Annotated in this window: 20 protein-coding genes; 19 read left to right on the forward strand and 1 reads right to left on the reverse strand. The window is 50.5% G+C overall.

Annotation, left to right across the window (positions count from 1 at the left end; genetic code table 11):
• Positions 1–112 precede the first annotated feature (112 nt).
• The 8 genes from yabG to MKY48_RS00190 all read left to right on the forward strand — a co-directional run bounded on the left by yabG (position 113) and on the right by MKY48_RS00190 (position 6,975).
• Complete coding sequence (gene yabG / locus MKY48_RS00155; RefSeq protein ID WP_339292092.1) at positions 113–1,015, forward strand: sporulation peptidase YabG; 903 nt, start codon at positions 113–115, stop codon at positions 1,013–1,015.
• Between the two features lie 290 nt (positions 1,016–1,305).
• On the forward strand, positions 1,306–1,581 hold the full coding sequence (locus MKY48_RS00160; protein WP_006207415.1) for a Veg family protein: 276 nt from the start codon (positions 1,306–1,308) through the stop codon (positions 1,579–1,581).
• 233 nt (positions 1,582–1,814) lie between these two features.
• Positions 1,815–1,997, forward strand: a complete 183-nt coding sequence (locus MKY48_RS00165; RefSeq protein ID WP_076326546.1) for a small, acid-soluble spore protein, alpha/beta type — start codon at positions 1,815–1,817, stop codon at positions 1,995–1,997.
• A gap of 178 nt (positions 1,998–2,175) precedes the next feature.
• Positions 2,176–3,030 carry a 4-(cytidine 5'-diphospho)-2-C-methyl-D-erythritol kinase gene (ispE, locus tag MKY48_RS00170; RefSeq protein ID WP_339292093.1) on the forward strand — a complete coding sequence of 285 codons (855 nt, stop codon included), beginning with the start codon at positions 2,176–2,178 and terminating at the stop codon, positions 3,028–3,030.
• A 109-nt stretch (positions 3,031–3,139) separates the two neighbouring features.
• A complete protein-coding gene (purR, locus tag MKY48_RS00175; protein WP_339269195.1) occupies positions 3,140–3,967 on the forward strand; it encodes a pur operon repressor in 828 nt (275 codons plus the stop codon).
• Between the two features lie 183 nt (positions 3,968–4,150).
• Complete coding sequence (spoVG, locus tag MKY48_RS00180; RefSeq protein ID WP_006207419.1) at positions 4,151–4,435, forward strand: septation regulator SpoVG; 285 nt, start codon at positions 4,151–4,153, stop codon at positions 4,433–4,435.
• A 110-nt stretch (positions 4,436–4,545) separates the two neighbouring features.
• Positions 4,546–5,940, forward strand: a complete 1,395-nt coding sequence (gene glmU / locus MKY48_RS00185) for a bifunctional UDP-N-acetylglucosamine diphosphorylase/glucosamine-1-phosphate N-acetyltransferase GlmU (RefSeq protein WP_339269197.1) — start codon at positions 4,546–4,548, stop codon at positions 5,938–5,940.
• Between the two features lie 81 nt (positions 5,941–6,021).
• The gene (locus tag MKY48_RS00190) at positions 6,022–6,975 is read left to right on the forward strand and encodes a ribose-phosphate diphosphokinase (protein ID WP_006207421.1); all 954 of its coding nucleotides are present in this window, start codon (positions 6,022–6,024) and stop codon (positions 6,973–6,975) included.
• A 152-nt stretch (positions 6,976–7,127) separates the two neighbouring features.
• Here the strand turns inward: MKY48_RS00190 and MKY48_RS00195 are convergent, their stop codons facing one another.
• A complete protein-coding gene (locus MKY48_RS00195; RefSeq protein ID WP_006207422.1) occupies positions 7,128–7,328 on the reverse strand; it encodes a hypothetical protein in 201 nt (66 codons plus the stop codon).
• Between the two features lie 106 nt (positions 7,329–7,434).
• Between MKY48_RS00195 and pth the strand changes: the two genes are divergently transcribed.
• From pth to yabQ, 11 genes are all read left to right on the forward strand, one after another.
• Positions 7,435–7,998 (forward strand): aminoacyl-tRNA hydrolase, encoded by a 564-nt coding sequence (gene pth, locus MKY48_RS00200; RefSeq protein ID WP_339292094.1) that lies wholly within the window; start codon positions 7,435–7,437, stop codon positions 7,996–7,998.
• A 128-nt stretch (positions 7,999–8,126) separates the two neighbouring features.
• Complete coding sequence (locus tag MKY48_RS00205) at positions 8,127–8,357, forward strand: anti-sigma-F factor Fin family protein (protein ID WP_339269200.1); 231 nt, start codon at positions 8,127–8,129, stop codon at positions 8,355–8,357.
• A gap of 186 nt (positions 8,358–8,543) precedes the next feature.
• Positions 8,544–12,071, forward strand: coding sequence for a transcription-repair coupling factor (gene mfd / locus MKY48_RS00210; protein ID WP_339292095.1), 3,528 nt, complete (start codon positions 8,544–8,546; stop codon positions 12,069–12,071).
• Positions 12,055–13,140, forward strand: coding sequence for a peptidylprolyl isomerase (locus tag MKY48_RS00215; protein WP_076326540.1), 1,086 nt, complete (start codon positions 12,055–12,057; stop codon positions 13,138–13,140). The genes mfd and MKY48_RS00215 overlap by 17 nt, the downstream gene beginning before the upstream one ends.
• Before the next feature lie 327 nt (positions 13,141–13,467).
• Positions 13,468–14,010 (forward strand): stage V sporulation protein T, encoded by a 543-nt coding sequence (gene spoVT, locus MKY48_RS00220; RefSeq protein ID WP_071221080.1) that lies wholly within the window; start codon positions 13,468–13,470, stop codon positions 14,008–14,010.
• A 204-nt stretch (positions 14,011–14,214) separates the two neighbouring features.
• Entirely contained in the window at positions 14,215–15,894 is a 1,680-nt protein-coding gene (locus tag MKY48_RS00225; protein WP_339292096.1) for a polysaccharide biosynthesis protein, read from the forward strand.
• A gap of 92 nt (positions 15,895–15,986) precedes the next feature.
• Positions 15,987–17,501 (forward strand): nucleoside triphosphate pyrophosphohydrolase, encoded by a 1,515-nt coding sequence (gene mazG / locus MKY48_RS00230; RefSeq protein WP_339269207.1) that lies wholly within the window; start codon positions 15,987–15,989, stop codon positions 17,499–17,501.
• A 166-nt stretch (positions 17,502–17,667) separates the two neighbouring features.
• Positions 17,668–17,940 carry an HU family DNA-binding protein gene (locus MKY48_RS00235; protein ID WP_009591918.1) on the forward strand — a complete coding sequence of 91 codons (273 nt, stop codon included), beginning with the start codon at positions 17,668–17,670 and terminating at the stop codon, positions 17,938–17,940.
• Complete coding sequence (locus MKY48_RS00240; protein WP_076326537.1) at positions 17,940–18,218, forward strand: RNA-binding S4 domain-containing protein; 279 nt, start codon at positions 17,940–17,942, stop codon at positions 18,216–18,218. Before MKY48_RS00235 ends, MKY48_RS00240 begins: the two co-directional genes overlap by 1 nt.
• Positions 18,219–18,436: 218 nt before the next feature.
• Positions 18,437–18,718, forward strand: a complete 282-nt coding sequence (yabP, locus tag MKY48_RS00245; RefSeq protein ID WP_009591926.1) for a sporulation protein YabP — start codon at positions 18,437–18,439, stop codon at positions 18,716–18,718.
• Complete coding sequence (yabQ, locus tag MKY48_RS00250) at positions 18,715–19,284, forward strand: spore cortex biosynthesis protein YabQ (protein WP_098741226.1); 570 nt, start codon at positions 18,715–18,717, stop codon at positions 19,282–19,284. Before yabP ends, yabQ begins: the two co-directional genes overlap by 4 nt.
• The last annotated feature ends 3 nt before the right edge of the window (positions 19,285–19,287 follow it).

A 19,287-nucleotide genomic window follows, 5' to 3' on the forward strand; every position in this document is an offset into this window, starting at 1 on the left:
ACAGCCATTAGAGAGCCCATAGGGCCCGCGAAGGCCTTAACGCGATAAATTGATGTTTCGCAAGAACCAATAGTCACAGTGGCCCATACCATAGGGTAGGGGTGATGTTGTGATGAACTTGGGAGACTTGGTCGTTCGTAAATCCTACGGCGGCGATGTAACGTTCCGGGTAGAAGGCATGCGGCAAAATAATAATATCGTCATCAAAGGGACAGAATTCCGGTTACTTGCCGATGCTCCCATTGATGATTTGGTCACGGTCCCGCATCCCAACTTAAGCGAACGTACAAAGCAGGCGCAGATCAAAGCCAATGAGTCGCTGGACCGTCTGCAGAAGCACAGACAGGAGCAGAGTGAGCGTCAACTGGCCAGCCTGCGCAATATTGAAGGCGGACAGCTTGCGGATAAAGGATATTTTGACGTGCCGGGCAAGGTGCTTCATTTGGATGGAGATCCCCAATACCTGAAGAAGAGTTTGGCCTTGTACAATCAGCTTCGGGTCCCAGCGGAAGGCCATTATATCAATGAGTCGGGGATGGCCGATTCATTATATCGTCTTCTTCCGCGGGTAAGACCTGATATCGTGGTAATTACAGGTCATGATGGAGTTCTGAAGAGACGACAGCCATACGATTTATATAGCCTGGACAGCTATAAGAATTCACACAACTTCGTCACGGCGATTCAGGTAGCGCGTCAATATGAGCGGAATCTGGATTCCCTGGTCATTGTGGCTGGGGCGTGCCAGTCGCATTTTGAAGCTCTGCTGCAGGCGGGAGCCAATTTTGCCAGCTCGCCAGGGCGAATCCTCATCCATGCGCTGGATCCTGTCTACGTTGCCGCTAAGGCAGCCTATACGTCAGTCAGGGATACCGTCAACATCCATGATGTCGTTCATCATACGATCAGCGGCAGTCAGGGCGTGGGCGGAATCGAGACGAGAGGCAGCTACCGGATCGGTCTGCCCAAGCTGCAGGATTTGTCCACGTTGAAGGTTACGCCTTCGGTCAGTTAGCTCATATTGCGTTCTAAAAGAGGTGTAGTAGGCCGTTGTAGAAAGAACAGAGAAGAACCCCACAAGTTGGGGTTTTTTTATTTTTTGTTTCAATTCTTTAAGAAAGTTGTCAAAAAAAATACATAAAGCTTGTCAATTTAGCGCATATTAAAGCAAATGCACACGAGAAATCCAGGGTCAAAAAAAATACGTTGACAATATATTTTTGATGCTGATATAATTAATGTTTTTGAATTGACAAATGACTGAATCTTTTGTATAATGGACAAGGAAAGAGGTGGTCGTCGACAATGGCTAAAAACGCGCTGTTGGAAATCAAACGCAGTCTCGATGCCCATTTAGGGCAAAAAATTACGCTTCGGGCTAACGGTGGCCGTCGGAAGACCGTCGAGCGTACTGGTGTTTTGGAAGAAACGTACCCTTCTGTTTTCATTGTGAAGCTGGATCAAGACCAGCAAACTTTTAAACGTGTGTCCTACAGTTATGCCGATATTCTGACCGAAACCGTGGAAATCATGGTAACCGGTGATGACAACGAGATGCGAATCACCTATATCAAGTCATAACGATATGTCATGAGAGAGCAGTCTCCACTAACAGGGAGGCTGTTTTTTGTTGCCATCGATCCGGGGAATGACAAGCGGGGGTTGAACACATACTAAGGCTGCGTGAGGCCTTCTTCATTCGTTTCATATGCGGTGAAGGAGGTTAGCTTGCAGGGGTTCGTAAAACGCCACTGCAATCGCGCCGGATGCTGTTCATGCCATACTCAATTACATTTTCCAAGGAGGCGGGATTGATGAGCAGGAGAAGACGAAGCATTATGTCCGATCAATTGAAGACCGAATTGGCTAAGGAATTGGGATTCTACGATACCGTGGAAAAAGAAGGCTGGGGAGGCATTAAGGCCAAGGATGCCGGCAACATGGTAAAGCGGGCGATTGAGCTCGCCGAGCGGGCAGCCAGCAAATCCGATCTGTAAGAGAAATACCATAATGCGGCAGGGGCTTCCGGTTAAGCGGAAGCCCCTGTTTGTTTACCCCATCAAACGGTCCCATGACTTCAAAGCCTGAGTTTGTTAATATAGAGGCATTAGATGTTTTTCCTCGAATATGTTAAGTTCAAGCATATGGGGAAAAGCTAAGGATAGGTGAACGTTCTTGAAAATATACGAAAAAGCACCGGCCAAAATCAATTTGATGCTGGATGTACTTCATAAACGTCCTGACGGCTTCCATGAGGTAGAGATGGTCATGACGATGATCGACCTCGCCGATCGGCTCGAAATGTACGAACAGAAGCGGGACACCATCATCATCACTTCACAGGCAGGGTACATACCGCTGGACGAGAAGAATTTGGCCTTTCAGGCAGCAAGACTAATTAAAGAGCGCTATGACGTGAAAAAGGGTGTGCATATTCACCTGGACAAAAAAATTCCCGTTGCCGCTGGACTCGCAGGAGGCAGCAGTGATGCAGCGGCAACACTGCGCGGCTTGAACCGCCTCTGGGGACTGGATATCCCCCAGGAGGAGCTGCTCGCGCTGGGCGCAGAGCTCGGCTCGGATGTGCCGTTCTGTGTAACCGGCGGCACCGCACTGGCTACAGGGCGCGGCGAGGTACTCACGCCGATCCCAAACCCGCCGCAGTGCTGGGTGATCGTGGCGAAGCCGCCGATCAATGTGTCGACGGCGGAAGTGTACGGCCGTTTGCGCAGCGAGCAGATTCAGCACCATCCATCGGCTGAACGCATGGTCGAGGCGCTTACGCAAGGCAGCTTCCAGCAGATGTGCCAATCGCTGGGTAATGTGCTGGAGGAGGTTACCTTGAAGATGCACCCGGAAGTTCAGCAGCTGAAGGAAGGAATGCTCAAATTGGGAGCTGACGGTGCGCTCATGTCCGGAAGCGGTCCAACGGTCTTTGGTCTCGTCTCCAAGGAATCCAAGGTAGCCCGGATTTACAATGGCCTGCGGGGATTCTGTAAGGAAGTGTATGCCGTTCGCCTACTGACTTAGAAACGGTTATGTTTGACAATTGGGGGTCGAATTTCAAACAAAGTTGTATAAATACGTACAAAGGTGTTATATTTAACATATAATATTCGGATTTAGCGAGGAACCCTAGGTGAAAAAATTAAAACGAAGCGAACGATTGGTCGATATGACCCAATATTTACTATCTAAACCGCATACACTGATTCCGCTGACAACGTTCGCTGAGCGATATGGAGCAGCCAAGTCATCCATCAGTGAGGATTTGGCAATCATTAAGGACGTGTTTGAGAGCGAGGGGCTCGGAGAGCTTCAGACGCTAGCCGGCGCAGCGGGAGGAGTCCGCCACATTCCGAAGCTGCGCAAAGATCATGCCTTGCGGTTTGCGGAGGAGCTGTGTCAGCAGCTTCAGCAATCGGATCGGATTTTGCCGGGCGGTTATTTGTACATGTCTGATCTGCTCGGACAACCTTCGCTGATGAATGAGGCGGGCAAGATCATTGCCACGGCGTTTGCCGACCGGGATATCGATGTGGTCATGACGGTGGAAACCAAAGGGATTCCGCTGGCCTATGCGACAGCGGCACAATTGAACCTGCCGGTCGTACTAGTTCGCCGGGACCATCAAGTGACGGAAGGATCGGCCGTAAGCATCAATTATGTATCGGGCTCACATAAGAGCATTCATACCATGTCATTATCCCGCCGGGCGCTCAAGGAACGCTCTCGCGTGCTGATCGTGGATGATTTTATGAAGGCAGGCGGGACCATTCAGGGAATGGTCGATCTGCTTGGTGAATTTAATGCAGAAGTCGCAGGTGTCGGTGTGCTGGTAGAGTCAGGAGCGGTGGAAACCGAGGAAAGACTTCTGGAGGACTATATTTCACTAGCCATCTTAAGCGATGTGGACTCCAAAACGAAGAGAATTACCGTAAACCCTGGCAATTACTTCGAAAAATAGAGTCGCGATATTTGTCGATATAATAGCGTTTTCATTCGAATTAGCCCGAAGTCTGTCGAAAATATCACATTCTAAAAAAAATTCCTGTTTTTAGGACATTTTGTATTAGAAAAAAGAAGGATTTATGGTTTGCTGTGTGGAATTATACACCAAGTCTCTGATGGAAAAAGGTGGTGAACACATATGCAAATTACGGATGTCAGACTCCGCCGTGTTAACTCTGAGGGGAGAATGAAGGCAATCGCATCCATTACCATCGATAATGAATTTGTCGTTCACGACATTCGCGTCATCGACGGAAACAATGGAATGTTTGTTGCAATGCCGAGCAAACGCACTCCTGATGGAGAATTCCGCGACATTGCCCATCCCATTTCTTCCGGTACTCGCGAGAAAATTCAATCGGCTGTATTGGCCGAGTATGAGCGAGCGGCTACTGAAGAAGAAGTGATTGAAGAAGGCGCTTAAGATTTACAATTGGGGTTCAAGGAAAAGAGAGCCATACCTGTGGCTCTCTTTTCTTTTTTTGTAGAATGATATATATTCAGTAGTGAGTTCAAGAGGAGGAGGCATGGCCCTTGAAAAGATTTGCTATTGTGCTCGCCGCTGGGCAGGGCAAACGTATGAAATCCAAACTATATAAAGTGCTGCATCCTGTTTGTGGCAAGCCGATGGTCGGACATGTATTGCAAACTGTACAGCAGGTAAACTGTGAACGCAGTGTTGTGGTCGTAGGCCATGGTGCGGAAACGGTTCGCGCTTATCTGCAAGACGCAGCCGAGTATGTACTGCAGGAGCAGCAGCTCGGAACGGGTCACGCTGTGAAGCAAGCCAAGGAATTACTTGGTGGTGAAGAAGGATCCACGATTGTCATTTGTGGGGATACTCCGCTGGTGACGTCCGAGACACTGGAAAATCTTTTGAAGCTTCATGAAAGCAACAATGCGGCCGCTACGGTGCTTACCGCGCATATGGATAACCCGAAAGGCTACGGCCGGGTCATTCGAGGCGAGGATGGCAGCGCACTTCGGATTGTTGAGCAGAAGGATTGCAGTCCGGAAGAGGACGCAGTCACTGAAATTAACACCGGTACCTATTGTTTTGACAATAAAAAGCTATTCGCTGCACTGGATAATGTAACCAACCAGAATGCGCAGCAGGAATATTACCTGACCGATTGCGTCGGCATTTTGAAACAAGCCGGCGAGACCGTGCTTGCTTATCAGACCGATGATTACGCGGAATCGATTGGCGTTAATGATCGCCTAGCGCTGTCGGAAGCTGAAGGCTTCATGAGAGAGCGCATCAACCGCAAGCACATGTTGAACGGTGTTACGATCATTGACCCGGCTTCAACCTATATCGGAGCTGATGTTAAGATTGGTTCAGATACAGTGCTTTATCCCGGTACCGTCCTGAAAGGGAATACAGTGATCGGTGAAGATTGCGTGATCGGACCGGATACCGATATCGAGGACTCTGTTATCGCGGATGGCGCAAGCGTCAAACATTCGGTGCTCAGCAGCGCTGAAGTTGGCACCCGGACCTCCGTAGGACCGTTTGCTTATCTTCGTCCAGGCGCCAAGCTGGGGGATGATGTAAAGGTGGGCGACTTCGTCGAAGTGAAGAACGCCACGATTGACAACGGCTCTAAAGTATCCCATCTCAGTTATGTTGGTGATGCCAAAGTCGGCAAAAACGTTAATATCGGCTGTGGTGCGATTACAGTCAACTATGATGGTTATAATAAGTCCATTACCGAAATTGAAGATGATGCATTTATCGGCAGTAATGTGAATTTGATTGCACCGGTGAAGGTGGGCAAGGGCGCATTCGTTGTTGCAGGCTCTACCATTACGCATTCCGTTTCGGACAATGATCTGGCCATCGCCAGACATCGTCAGGAGAACAAGCCAGGGTACGCAGAGAAGATCCGGGCACGCGCCATCGCCAAAAAGAACAAGAAATCGTAATTATCCCTGCTTCCTTAACCAAGATATGAAGCGGTGATCGGATACCTAATTCAACGAACCAGCACGGAGGGTTTTTATTCTATGACTTATCTTGATTCTAAATTAAAAATATTCACGTGTAATTCCAATCCTAAACTTGCCCATCAGATCGCCGATTATATCGGCATTCCGATGGGGGAATCGCATACAACCAGCTTTAGCGACGGCGAGATTCAAGTAAAGCTCTCCGAAAGCGTACGGGGCTGCCATGTTTATATTGTGCAGTCCACTTGTTTGCCGGTGAATGATAACCTGATGGAACTGCTGGTTATGGTGGATGCGCTCAAGCGGGCATCCGCGAAGAGCATCAACGTGGTTATTCCGTATTACGGATATGCCCGTCAAGACCGCAAAGCGCGTTCGCGGGATCCGATCACCGCTAAGCTGGTTGCGAACCTGATCGAAAAAGCAGGAGCTCATCGCGTCATTACGATGGACCTGCATGCGATGCAGATTCAGGGATTTTTCGATATTCCGGTGGATCATCTGCTCGGCGTACCGATTCTTGCCCAATATTTCCGTTCAAAGCAGATCGAGAACCCGGTCGTTGTATCTCCGGATCACGGCGGTGTGGTTCGCGCGAGAAAGCTTGCTGATTTCCTGAATGCGCCGCTGGCGATTATTGATAAACGCCGACCGGAGCCGAACGTCAGTGAAGTCATGAACATAATCGGGAATATCGAAGGCAAGACCGCTATTCTGATTGATGACATTATCGATACCGCCGGTACGATTGTGCTGGGTGCCAATGCGTTGATGGAAGGCGGCGTGAAGGAAGTCTACGCGTGCTGTACACATCCGGTTCTCTCGGGCCCTGCCCATGAGCGACTGGAAAACTCCCCGCTGAAGGAAGTTGTTGTAACAGACACCATTCCGATCACCAATCCGAACCCGAGCAGCAAGCTGACGGTGTTGTCGGTTGCTCCGTTGATGGGTGAAGCGATCATCCGGGTTCATGAGGAATTGTCGATTAGTAAATTGTTTGAAATAGAATAATAAACCGTGTAAAGGCAGGGTTACATCTCCTCATGAGGAGATGTAACCCTTGTCGGCTATAACGACTTTGCCGTCTTGGTTAGCAAAAGCAGAGGAACAGTCGGAAAGAAAACGTTTTCATAAGTCCAGCCTGTTAATAGAGATCAAGCTTGTTAATATCCGGGCCTAGAGATAAAAGTGAACGTACTCCGGTTGTACAGCGTTCCCTCAAGCTCGACAAAGTAGGCGTCGACTGCCGTGATCAGACCCACGTCTATGTGACAACCCAGTTCATAGACTTGAACAGGGATGCCATGCTTCATATGGTATTGAAAATGGCTGTGGTGCGTTAATTTCTGTTCGAAAGCTTTCAATGCCGATTCACCTTCTTATGAGGCATAACGCCGATAGGTTTTGTTCATATTGTACTCAGAAATGCGCAAAGAAGAAAGTATAAATCGTGAAAGGAATCAACCTGTGATGAAATGGATTGTCGGACTGGGCAACCCCGGTTCAAATTATGAGAAGACACGCCATAATGTTGGATTCATGGCGCTGGATGCACTGGCAGAGCGACACGGTATGAAGTTCAACCAGAATAAATGCAAATCGGTCATCGCCGAAGGGATGATTGGCGGCATCAAAACCGTCCTGATCAAACCGATGACGTTCATGAATCTTTCGGGCGAGGCCGTGCGTGCTTATATGGATTATTATAAAGTGAGTCTTGAGGACATGATTGTGGTCTATGATGATTTGGATACCGTGGTCGGTAAGATCCGCCTGCGGTATCAGGGCAGTGCCGGAGGACATAATGGCATTAAATCCATTATTCAGCATACCGGGACTCAGAGCTTCAACCGTGTTCGTATGGGCATATCGAGGCCTGAGCCGGGTTATGCGATTGTGGATTATGTGCTCGGTACTTTTCCGAAGAAGGAACGAGAACAGCTGCAGAGCATGGTAGAGGAGACCTGTGACGCGCTGGAATTCAGTCTGGATCATACCTTTGAACAGACGATGGCGAAGTTTAACAAGTCTTAGAAAAGCATCATAGAATGGAAGTATCCAAAGAGATGATTCCTAAGTCATAGGGCAACCGTAACATCGAAGTCTTAAACGAGGAAAATCCGGGCATACTGAAGGTATACACGACCTTCAGGAGGCATATGATGGCGATAACCTATGTTTGCAGACATTGTCGGGCGTTTCAGGGCCGCATCGATTCCAATTACGTATCCGAAGCTCGTCTCGGATTTGATTCCTTGACCCCTGAGGAACGCAAGGATATAATAGCCTATGATTTTAACGGAGAAATGATGGTCCGGGTAACTTGCGATCATTGCAGAGAAGCCCTCGAAGCCAATCCCGAACTTAGCCTTTTGGCAAATCCCCTGCAATGAGCGTATAATGGGGTACACGACGTTTTTTTGGTAGAAGACATACAGCGGCAGGCTTTGCCGCTGCTCTAGCCTTGGCAGTTTTGCTCAAGGCTTCTTTTCGGTTATAATTTTTTGGCAATCGTCTAAAATTCCATGAGAAATAGAGTCTAGGAAATTCATTTCTTTTGCATAAGAGAGGTGCCCCTTTTGTTACAAGCACTTATTGATGTATTTTCGAAGGATTCGGACTTCAAATCCATAACCGCTGGCGTCCAAGCCGGCATGAGGGAGCAATTGATCTCCGGTCTTTCTGGGTCGTCCAGGCAGATCTTAATGGCCGCATTGCACCAGGACCAGCAGCGACCGCTGCTCGTTGTCACTCATAATATGTTTTCAGCCCAGAAAATTGCAGATGATTTACAGGAAGCGCTCTCACCGGACCAAGTATTGTTATACCCGGCGAATGAACTGGTAGCGGCCGAGTCGGCCGTTTCAAGCCCCGAGACTCTGGCGCAGCGGATTGATGTACTCGTCCGTTGTGCCAGAGGCTTCCGGGGTATTGTCGTTGCGCCATTTTCCGGCGTGCGTCGTCTGCTTCCAGCTCCTGAAGTGATGTCTGATGCACGAATTGTACTTCATGACGGCGGGACACTCGTACTGGATTCCTTCCTGAACCAGATGATCGAGATGGGATATGAACGGGTGGAGCGCGTCGAGAGCCGCGGCGAGATGAGTGTCCGCGGCGGTATCATCGATTTTTATCCGATGACAACGACCATGGCGTACCGCGTCGAACTGTTTGATGAAGATATCGACTCCATTCGTACCTTCGACCCGGCAGATCAGCGCTCGATTGACAAGGTCCGGGAAGTCACCATTACACCATGCAAGGAAATTATTGCAGATTCAGAGCGGCTAAGCCGTACAGCGGATACGGTGGTCCGTCTGCTGGAGACACAGCTCGAGCGCATGAGTGATCGTCAGGCCAAGCTCCGTCTGCGGGATGAAATACACCGGGAAGTTGAGATGCTGCGCGAGCGGATATATTTCCCTGAAATCTATAAATATATCTCCCTGTTGTATCCGGAGAAGACCAATCTATATGATTACATGCCGAAGGATACGATTCTGATTATGGATGAGCCTGCTCGTCTGTTAGAAACAGCCAAGCAGCTGGAGCGGGATGAAGCGGAATGGAATTTGCATCTGATGCAGAATGGCAAATCGCTGCCGGATCTGCCGCTTTCACTGGATACGGAAGAACTGATCTATCAGCACCCCTATCAAAGTCTACTGATCTCGATCTTCCTGCGTCAGGTGCCAAGAATGCAGCCGCAGAATATCGTCAATGTGATTACGCGCGGCATGCAGGATTTCCATGGCCAGATGAATGTGCTCAAGGCTGAGATGGAGCGCTGGAAGAAGTCGGGTGTTCAGGTCATGATGCTGGCAGGCGATGCGGAGCGGATGGACCGCATGCGGCGGGTACTGCTGGACTATGGCATCGAAGAACCGGTTATGTTTGAGGGGCATCTGCAGAATGGCTTCGAGATGCCTTCGGTTCATGCTGCCATTATTACAGAGAGCGAAATGTTCTCCTCGAAGCAGCGCAAAACACGCAAAACCACAAAGAATATGGACAACGCCGAGCGCATCAAGAGCTATACGGAGCTCAAAGTCGGCGATTATGTGGTGCATCAAAACCACGGTATCGGGAAATATATGGGGATCGGGACGCTCGAAATCAACGGAATCCATAAGGACTACATGCATATTCTGTATGCCGGGGGCGATAAGCTGTCCGTTCCGATTGAGCAGATCGATCTCATCCAGAAATATGTCGGTTCGGAAGACAAGGAGCCGAAGGTTTACAAGCTGGGCGGAAATGAATGGACGCGGGTTAAGAACAAGGTTCGCTCTTCCGTTCAGGATATCGCCGACGATCTGATCAAGCTGTATGCCGAGCGTCAGACTGCGCCTGGGTACGGATTTGAGAAAGATACGTCGGAGCAGCAGGAATTCGAGGACATGTTCCCATATGATGAAACACCTGATCAGCTTCGAGCGATTACCGAAATCAAAAAAGACATGGAGCAGAACCGGCCGATGGATCGGCTGCTGTGCGGTGATGTCGGTTACGGGAAAACGGAAGTGGCCGTTCGCGCTGCGTTTAAAGCAGCGATCGAAGGGAAGCAGGTTGCGGTGCTGGTACCGACGACGATTTTGGCCCAACAGCATTACGAGACGTTTCGGGAGCGTTTTGCCAATTATCCGATCAACATTCAGGTGCTGAGCCGTTTCCGGAGCCGTAAGGAGCAGAATGAGACGATCAAGAAAGTAAAGCAGGGCTCTGTCGATATTTTGATCGGGACGCACCGATTGCTGTCGCAGGATATTGTGTTCAAGGATCTGGGACTGCTGATTGTGGATGAAGAGCAGCGGTTTGGCGTTACGCATAAGGAGAAATTGAAGAAGCTGAAGACCAATGTCGACGTACTGACGCTGACGGCAACGCCGATTCCGCGTACGCTGCATATGTCGATGCTCGGCGTTCGGGATTTGTCGGTGATCGAGACACCGCCGGAGAACCGTTTTCCAGTGCAGACTTATGTCGTAGAGCATAGCCAGACCCTGGTGCGGGAAGCCATTGAGCGAGAGCTGGCCCGGGGCGGTCAAGTTTACTATCTCTACAATCGGGTTCAGGGCATTCAGGAGATGGCAGCCCAGATATCCATGCTGGTACCGGAGGCCCGAGTGGGTGTGGGACACGGGCAAATGTCGGAAACGGAACTGGAAAAGACCATTCTCGACTTCCTGGACGGCGAACACGACGTATTGGTTAGTACGAGCATTATTGAGACAGGTGTGGATATCCCGAATGTAAATACGCTTATCGTGCATGATGCGGACAAAATGGGCCTCTCCCAGCTGTATCAGCTGCGCGGACGCGTCGGACGTTCCAACCGGATCGCTTATGCTTATTTCACGTACCAGCGGGATAAGGTGCTGACCGAAGTGGCCGAGAAGCGGCTGCAGTCCATTAAAGAATTTACGGAGCTTGGCTCCGGATTCAAGATTGCGATGCGGGACCTGTCGATTCGCGGTGCGGGCAATCTGCTCGGAGCGGAGCAGCATGGCTTTATTGCTTCCGTCGGGTTCGACCTGTATTCACAGATGCTGGCGGAGGAGATACAAAAACGCAAAGTCAGCATGCTGGGCGAGCCGCCATTGCCATCGAAGGACTGGAACACTTCCATCGATCTGGGGATTGATGCTTACTTGCCGTCAGATTACATTTATGACAGCATCCAGAAGATCGAAATTTATAAAAAAGTGGCTGTCGTTTCGTCTATCGACGAATCGGCGGAGCTTGAGGATGAACTGCTTGACCGCTTTGGCGAGCTGCCGCTTGCGGTAAGTAACCTGCTTGCTGTATCCCGCTTGAAGGTATATGGTCGTACGTACGGGATCGACTCCATTATCCAGCGCGGCGACGATGTGCTGCTGCAGTTTTATGAAGGGCAGGATAAGACGGTTGATACAGCAGGACTCGCGCAAATTGGAAATATGTTCGAAAGACGTGTACAATTTGAACAAGGGCCGACGATGGTCATTCGAATCAAAGGCAAGGGACTTTCCGATCAACAACTGTTAGAATTGCTGGAGCAATTCCTGGAGGCCGCAAAAGGGCCATTCAACCTGAAGGGAGAACTACAAAATGCCGTCAAGAAATAACAAGGCATGGAAGACGTTTATGGTATCCATCACAGCAGTGCTATCCATGTCGATGATCGCTGCGTGCGGTAACGACAAGACTAAGGGAACCGAAAATGATAATAGCAAAGTTATTGTCAAATATAAGGGTGGAGAGATTACCGAGAAGGAATTTGATCTGGAACAGCGCATGATTCAGTTCATGTCCCCGGAATACGCCCAATTTTTACAAATGGATGAATTTAAAGAGTATTTGGCGAAACAGGGGGTAGCCTATGAATACCTGTACGCCAAAGCTGACGATAAAGCGAAGGAAGCTGCCGGGAAGCAAGCGGACGATTTGCTAAAGCAGCAGAAGAGCGGAATGGGCGAGGAGCAGTTTAAAGCTGCTCTAGAATCGCAGAAATTGACGGAAGACGATCTCAAAAATTATATGCTTCGCGTCATGACCGTTATGGAATATGAGAAGAATCAGGTAACCGAAGAGAATATCAAGAAGGAATTCGAGGCGAACAAGAAGGATTACACCAACATTAGCGTTCGTCATGTCCTGATTGGTTTTAAGGATGCGGAAGGCAAGGAAAGAGCGGAAGGCGAGGCGCTCAAAATTGCCAAGGAAGTACAGTCCAAGCTGAATAAAGGCGAGGACTTTGCTGCGGTCGCTAAGAAATACTCCGAGGATCCGGGCTCCAAGAACAGCGGAGGCCTGTATGAGAACAAACCGGCAGGCACTTGGGTACCGCAGTTCAAGGAAAAGGCGCTAACGCTTGAGCTTAATAAGATCAGCGATCCGGTAGAAACTGACTACGGTTACCATGTCATGAAAGTGGAGAAGCGCGAGGAAGTGTCTTACGACAAGCTGCCTGCCGATCAGAAGGAAGGCATTCGGAATGAGCTTGCTTCGGCGAAGATCGACAACTTTATGCAGAATGAGCTCAACGACCTGATTGAGAGCATGAATCTTCCGAAGAGTGAGAACGCGGACAAGCCTGCCGAAGGCACAGGAGACCAGAAGAAAGACGGTACCACTGACAAACCTGCCGAAGGTGATCAAACACCGGATGCAGGCAAGGAAGACACGGGTAAATAAGCCCGCAGACAAGGTCCGGCAATTGATATTGTAATGCGCTGCGGGTAATGCTGGATATTACGGCTAGCGCATGATGAAATGGTGGGATCTTCGAATCCATAACGTGCGAAATCGCGCGTTATGGATTTTTTCTCCCCTGACATCCGTCTCTTTCGAATGATATTTATTTTTGGATTTCGCAACCAACAGAGGGTAGATGATGTATAAGGAATTGGGAATGGATGAATACTATGGTCAGACATTAACTCTTATATACCTGGGGACATCCTCTTCCCGAATGGAACAGTAGTTGAAAAATCTTCTTATGAAAGTGGGGCAACAAGTGACATGAAAGCTACTGGTATCGTCCGCCGTATTGATGACCTCGGGCGCGTGGTCATTCCAAAAGAAATTAGACGCACACTGCGGATTCGCGAAGGTGACCCGCTGGAAATTTTCGTTGACCGGGATGGAGAAGTCATTCTGAAGAAATATTCACCGATCGGTGAATTGGGCGATTTTGCGAAGGAATACGCAGAGTCCCTTTATGAGAGCACAGGTCACATCACGATCATATCGGACCGTGATACATTTATCGCCGTAGCAGGCGGCTCCAAGAAGGAGTATTTGGACAAGCCGATTGGCAACCTTCTGGAAAACTGCATGGAAAATCGCAAGACGGTGCTGGAAAGCAACAGTGGTACGTATGAGATCAGCAAAGACAATCCGGAAACTTTATCCGCTTTTGTCGCTGCACCTATCATTGCTGGAGGAGACCCGATTGGCAGTGTTGTGCTGCTGAACAAGGACGAATCCGTGAACATGGGTGAGATGGAAGTGAAGATGTCTGAAACCGCCGCAGGCTTCCTCGGCAAGCAAATGGAACAATAAGACAAGGACATGAATCCTTGGATGGAGACTCCCGCTGAACGTTGATCACAGGGTCAATCGGCAGCTGGGAGTTTTTGTTGTCCGGTTTCTCTTTTTTGTACCCCTCTCCCGCCCTTGGTTATAATGGAGGTACACATGGCAGCATCTGCGCAGATGTTTGTTCTGTGATACGAAAAAAAAGAAACTAGGGGATTGGAAGAGGATATGAAACCAGATCAAACAGGGGCAAGGCTTCTGCAGGGAGCGTTTATTCTCAGTGCGGCCGCGCTTCTGTCCAAGCTGATTGGCACACTGCAAAAAATACCGCTGCAAAATATGGGTGGGGATGCCGTCTTTGGCATCTACAATACGGTTTATCCGTTCTATATGATGATCATTACGATAGCGGCGGTTGGCTTCCCCGCGGCGGTCTCCAAATATGTGGCAGAATATGAGGCCGAAGGGCGCACTGAGGACGGCCATCGCCTGCTGCGCCTGTCTTCCGTCTCGTTGGTGCTGTTCGGTCTATTTCTCGGCTTCCTGATGTATGTCTGTGCTCCGTGGATCGGGATGTGGATCGGAAGCAGTCAGGTTGTGCCCGCCCTCCGCGCAGGTGCGTTGGCGCTGGCATTCGTGCCTTGGATGTCGGTCCTGCGCGGTTATTTTCAAGGGCTGCACAATATGGTGCCAACGGCAATCTCCCAGATTACGGAGCAGGTTGTCCGTGTTGGGGTCATGATTGTGCTGCTGCTCTACATGATCCGTGCCGGTGCCGATCCCGACGTAATTGCCGCCGGAGCGCTGCTCGGATCTGCTGCCGGTGGCGCCGCCGGTCTATTGGTGATGGGAATATACTGGCGCAAGCATGTCCGGTCAACTCGGGGTGAAATACAAGGAGAAGTAAGTCAAGGATTCGGAGCGGCGGGTATGAACGAAACGGGGATGCGTGCCGATGTAACTAGAGAGGGAGCAGGTGTTCTACTTGGCCGCCTGCTTGCTTATGGAATCCCCGTCTGTCTTAGTCTGCTCGCTGTTCCACTGATTGGACTGGTGGATACCTTCACGGTGCCCCGGTTATTGACATCCGGTGGACTGGGCGAAGCAACGGCCATGGCGGAGTTTGGGGTCTATAACCGCGGATTGCCGCTTGTCCAGTTGGTTACGATGCTGGCTGCTTCGTTGTCGGTTCTGTTTATCCCTGCGCTGGCGGAGGCCAAGTTCAAAGGAGAGTCCGCCCGGGTTGCAAGCCAAACCCGCATGGCCCTCCGTTGGTTTTGGCTGATTGGAATGACGGCCTCCGTAGGCCTGGCAGTGCTGGCTGAGCCGATTAACGTCATGCTGTACGAGGATGCTGCTGGGACGGTGACGATGCAGGTGATTGCCTTTACGGCTGCTGGGGGTACGCTAAGCACGATTACTGCTGCGCTGCTTCAAGGGATCGGTATGGTCAAAGCACCGGCGGTTCATCTGCTGGTTGCGGCTGGGCTCAAGCTGCTGCTCAACCTGCTGTTGGTGCCGCAGTTCGGCATTACCGGCGCAGCCATCGCCGGCGTGGCTGCGCATCTGACCGCCGCCGTGCTCAACCTTGCGCTGCTCTCGCGAAGCGCCGGCACCCGCCTTGACGTCGGCGGCATGTTCGCGAGGACGCTGCCGGTCCTAGCCGCGGTGGCACTGGCCGCCTGGGGCGCAGGTGAGGCAGCCGGCGGCATCCTGGCGGCTGCCGGCTTCGCCCCGGGCCGCCTCACCCACGCGGCTGCGAGCCTGAGCGGCGTCGCGGCTGGCTGCGGCGCCTTCCTTATCGGCGCCGCACTCACGAAGCTCCTCACCGAGGAGGAGCTTCGGATGCTGCCAAAGGTCGGAAGACCGCTGGCGGCCTTCTTGCGGGCCCTGCGCGTGCTGCGCTGACCCGGGCTGACGTGAGATGTTTGATCTTCTGTGATATAGTAGTGTACGATAATGACGTCGACAAGGCGGACGAAGACGAAAGGAAGTAGCGTATGAGTGCATCCATTACGGTGGTCGGCTTGGGTTCTGGCAACCCAGATCGATTGACGATAGGTATCATAAAAACCATGCAGCGGGCATCGAAGGTGTATGTGCGTACATTATCTCATCCCGTCATCGCTGCGTTGAATGAGTTCCAGATTCACCCGGAATCGTTTGACCATGTGTATGAAGCGCATGACACCTTTCCCGAGGTGTACGAATCCATTGCATCCGCGCTAATCAACTTGGCTAAGGCTGCTGAGGATGATCGTGAGCTTGTCTACGCGGTGCCCGGGCATCCGATGGTAGCGGAGGCAACGGTTCGGTTATTACGGGAGCGCTGCCCGGGAGAGCATGTGACGCTTACGGTGCTCGGCGGTGAGAGCTTTCTGGACGAGGCCTTCGTTCGCCTTGGTTTCGATCCCATTGAGGGCTTCCAGCTTCTCGATGCAGCTGAGCTACGTGCAAGTGTCATCCAGCCGCAGCTCCATACCCTGATCGGCCAGGTGTATGATATGTTTACCGCTTCGGAAGTTAAACTGGCGCTGATGGAACTGTATCCGGACGAATATCCGGTCATTGTCGGCCATGCGCTGGGCGTTGAGGGCGAGGAAGTGATCCAGCGCGTGCCGCTCTACGAGCTTGATCGCATCGACGGGTATGGAAATCTTTCGCTGGTCTACGTACCCCGAAGCGATGACAGCCTGCTTCGACAGCGAACGTTTGCCAGACTCCATGAGATCGTTGGCATTCTGCGCAGTCCTGAGGGCTGTCCATGGGACCGTGAGCAGACCCATGAATCCATCCGCAAAAATCTGATCGAAGAAACCTATGAGGTATTAGAGACGATTGATGAGGATGATCCTGAGCATATGCAGGAAGAACTCGGGGATCTGCTGCTGCAGATTATGCTGCATTCTCAGATGGAAGAGGAGCTCGGTACCTTTACGGTGTATGATGTCATTCAAGCGTTGAATGACAAGTTGATCTTCCGTCACCCGCATGTCTTTGGCGAGAGCAGCGCCAAAGATGCGGAATCTGCCCTGCAGAACTGGGAGCAGATGAAAGCGGAAGAGAAGCGCCGCAAAGGGCTCTCCCCAGAGAAAGCTTCGGCACTGGATGGCATTCCGCGGGATCTTCCCGCCTTGATGAAGGCGTACAAGCTCCAGAAGAAGGCATCCAAGGTTGGTTTCGATTGGGATAATATCGAGGGCGTGTTCCAGAAGATTGAAGAGGAACTCGGTGAACTGAGGCAGGCGGTGACCGAGGGCCAGTCTGATGAGGATACGGCGCTTGAGCTCGGCGATCTGCTGTTCGCGGTCTCCAATGCGGCAAGATTTATTGGGGCGGACCCGGAAGAAGCGCTTTCGAGAACGAACCGGAAGTTTGTCAGTCGCTTCAGCTACATAGAGGAGCAGCTTACCGCCCAGGGGAAAACCTTGCAGGAAAGTACCCTGGACGAGATGGAAGCCCTATGGCAGGCAGCTAAATCGGGATCGACACAAAGCGGCGGTATCGATGTGTGAAAAAGGCAACTTTTCACGTAAAAAATAAAAAAATAGGGATTTGCGGCAGGAATTCCGCAAGGCATCCAGAATAATCATTAATGGTGAAATCTTGCAGATTGCAAGGCGGTTTAACCGAATAACCGTAAAATCTTATATTTTTCTGATAATTGGGAGGATTTAATTCATGAACAAAACAGATCTGATCAACAACATTTCCGGTAAAAGTGGATTGACAAAAAAAGACGTAGAGAACGTCTTGAACGGCTTCCTTGGTGAAATTACTGAAGCTTTGGCTAATGGCGATAAAGTTCAATTGATCGGCTTTGGTACATTCGAGACTCGCAAGCGCGCTGGACGTACAGGCCGCAACCCGCAAACAGGTAACACAATCGAAATTCCAGAATCCAACGTTCCTGCGTTCAAGGCAGGCAACAAGCTTAAAGAAGCCGTAAAATAATGCGTGTCGATAAATTCCTGAAAGTATCGAGGTTAATCAAGCGGCGTACCGTAGCGAAAGATGTATCGGATCAAGGTCGGGTGCTGATCAATGGCCGTGAGGCCAAGCCGAGCAGCACGGTTAAATTGGGCGACGAGATCACCGTCCAATTTGGTCAGAAGCTGGTGACCGTCCGGGTCGAGCGTCTTACCGAGACAACCCGTAAAGATGAGGCGACCAGCCTCTATACCTTGGTCAAGGAAGAACCGATCGTTAAAGATCGCGGATTGGACTGGTAATCAGCCCGAGCCGTTCCATCAAACGTCCCTCTCACCATATGGTGTGGGGGACGTTTTTTATGTTTATCATGGGTGTATAAACGTTGGACCTCCCGCTCTCGTTCTTTCTCCGTGCATTCCTTGCAGCATCACGATCATTCCTGAAGCGGTTACTCTTCTTCCGGTTCTAAAGGCAGGCGCCTTCCCATAAGCTATTGTTAAAAGGAGGGGTACATGCCATGATCGACCAAGGGAAGGGCAAGTTTCATGACCTGCGGATGCAGAACCGGAAGCTGCTGGACATTACGGGTGTCCAAAATGTGGAGAGCTTTGACAGTGAAGAATTTCTGCTTCAAACCGAGCTTGGGCATCTCACCATTCGGGGGCAAAATTTACATATTAAAAATCTCAGCCTGGAAGAGGGGCTTTTGTCGATTGAAGGTCAGGTGCATTCACTGATTTATTTGAATCCCGGTTCGCAGACCAAGAACAAGAGTCTGCTGGGTAAGCTGTTTAAATGAACCCCAGCGTACAATGGATCACGCTGCTCTGGATGCTCTTCTCCGGAGCAGCGATGGGAGTCGCCTTCGACAGCTACCGGGTGCTGGCAGGGCAGCTCCGTTTCCCGCAATGGTCCAAGCATACCCTGGACTTCCTTTACTGGATTGCGGCAGCCTTCTTCATTTTTCGCATGTTGTATGTGACCAATGACGGTCAACTGCGTTTTTATGTGTTTGTGGGCCTGTTTATAGGGGTTTGGATCTATTTTTTATTATGGAGTGTCATAACCCAGCGTTTTGTGGTAATGTTAATTCAAGTGACAAAAGGCTTGCTGTCCTTTTTGTACAAGCTGTTCCGTATCTTATTGTGGAATCCGATCAAAGGAATCCTGATGCTCATCTTAGGATTGTTAAGGTTTCTATGGAAGTTTCTCCTGTCGCTGTTGCGTTTAGTCCTTAAATGCCTCATGCCTTTTTGGCGACTCTTGAAATGGATGCTGAGACCGATCACATCCAGAGTCAGGCTGCCGGCATGGTGCAAGCAATTCGCGGACAAGGTTATCAAGGCGTGGAAGCGCTGGTTTTAGGAG

This window comes from Paenibacillus sp. FSL W8-0187, assembly GCF_037969755.1.
Lineage (GTDB): Bacteria > Bacillota > Bacilli > Paenibacillales > Paenibacillaceae > Paenibacillus_AQ.

Excerpts from the sequence above, each read along its gene's own strand:
- yabG (WP_339292092.1), top strand. The coding sequence starts at position 113 with ATGAACTTGGGAGACTTGGTCGTTCGTAAATCCTACGGCGGCGATGTA.
- MKY48_RS00160 (WP_006207415.1), top strand. The coding sequence starts at position 1,306 with ATGGCTAAAAACGCGCTGTTGGAAATCAAACGCAGTCTCGATGCCCAT.
- MKY48_RS00165 (WP_076326546.1), top strand. The coding sequence starts at position 1,815 with ATGAGCAGGAGAAGACGAAGCATTATGTCCGATCAATTGAAGACCGAA.
- spoVG (WP_006207419.1), top strand. The coding sequence starts at position 4,151 with ATGCAAATTACGGATGTCAGACTCCGCCGTGTTAACTCTGAGGGGAGA.
- MKY48_RS00190 (WP_006207421.1), top strand. The coding sequence starts at position 6,022 with ATGACTTATCTTGATTCTAAATTAAAAATATTCACGTGTAATTCCAAT.
- pth (WP_339292094.1), top strand. The coding sequence starts at position 7,435 with ATGAAATGGATTGTCGGACTGGGCAACCCCGGTTCAAATTATGAGAAG.
- MKY48_RS00205 (WP_339269200.1), top strand. The coding sequence starts at position 8,127 with ATGGCGATAACCTATGTTTGCAGACATTGTCGGGCGTTTCAGGGCCGC.
- MKY48_RS00215 (WP_076326540.1), top strand. The coding sequence starts at position 12,055 with ATGCCGTCAAGAAATAACAAGGCATGGAAGACGTTTATGGTATCCATC.
- spoVT (WP_071221080.1), top strand. The coding sequence starts at position 13,468 with ATGAAAGCTACTGGTATCGTCCGCCGTATTGATGACCTCGGGCGCGTG.
- MKY48_RS00225 (WP_339292096.1), top strand. The coding sequence starts at position 14,215 with ATGAAACCAGATCAAACAGGGGCAAGGCTTCTGCAGGGAGCGTTTATT.
- mazG (WP_339269207.1), top strand. The coding sequence starts at position 15,987 with ATGAGTGCATCCATTACGGTGGTCGGCTTGGGTTCTGGCAACCCAGAT.
- MKY48_RS00235 (WP_009591918.1), top strand. The coding sequence starts at position 17,668 with ATGAACAAAACAGATCTGATCAACAACATTTCCGGTAAAAGTGGATTG.
- MKY48_RS00240 (WP_076326537.1), top strand. The coding sequence starts at position 17,940 with ATGCGTGTCGATAAATTCCTGAAAGTATCGAGGTTAATCAAGCGGCGT.
- yabP (WP_009591926.1), top strand. The coding sequence starts at position 18,437 with ATGATCGACCAAGGGAAGGGCAAGTTTCATGACCTGCGGATGCAGAAC.
- yabQ (WP_098741226.1), top strand. The coding sequence starts at position 18,715 with ATGAACCCCAGCGTACAATGGATCACGCTGCTCTGGATGCTCTTCTCC.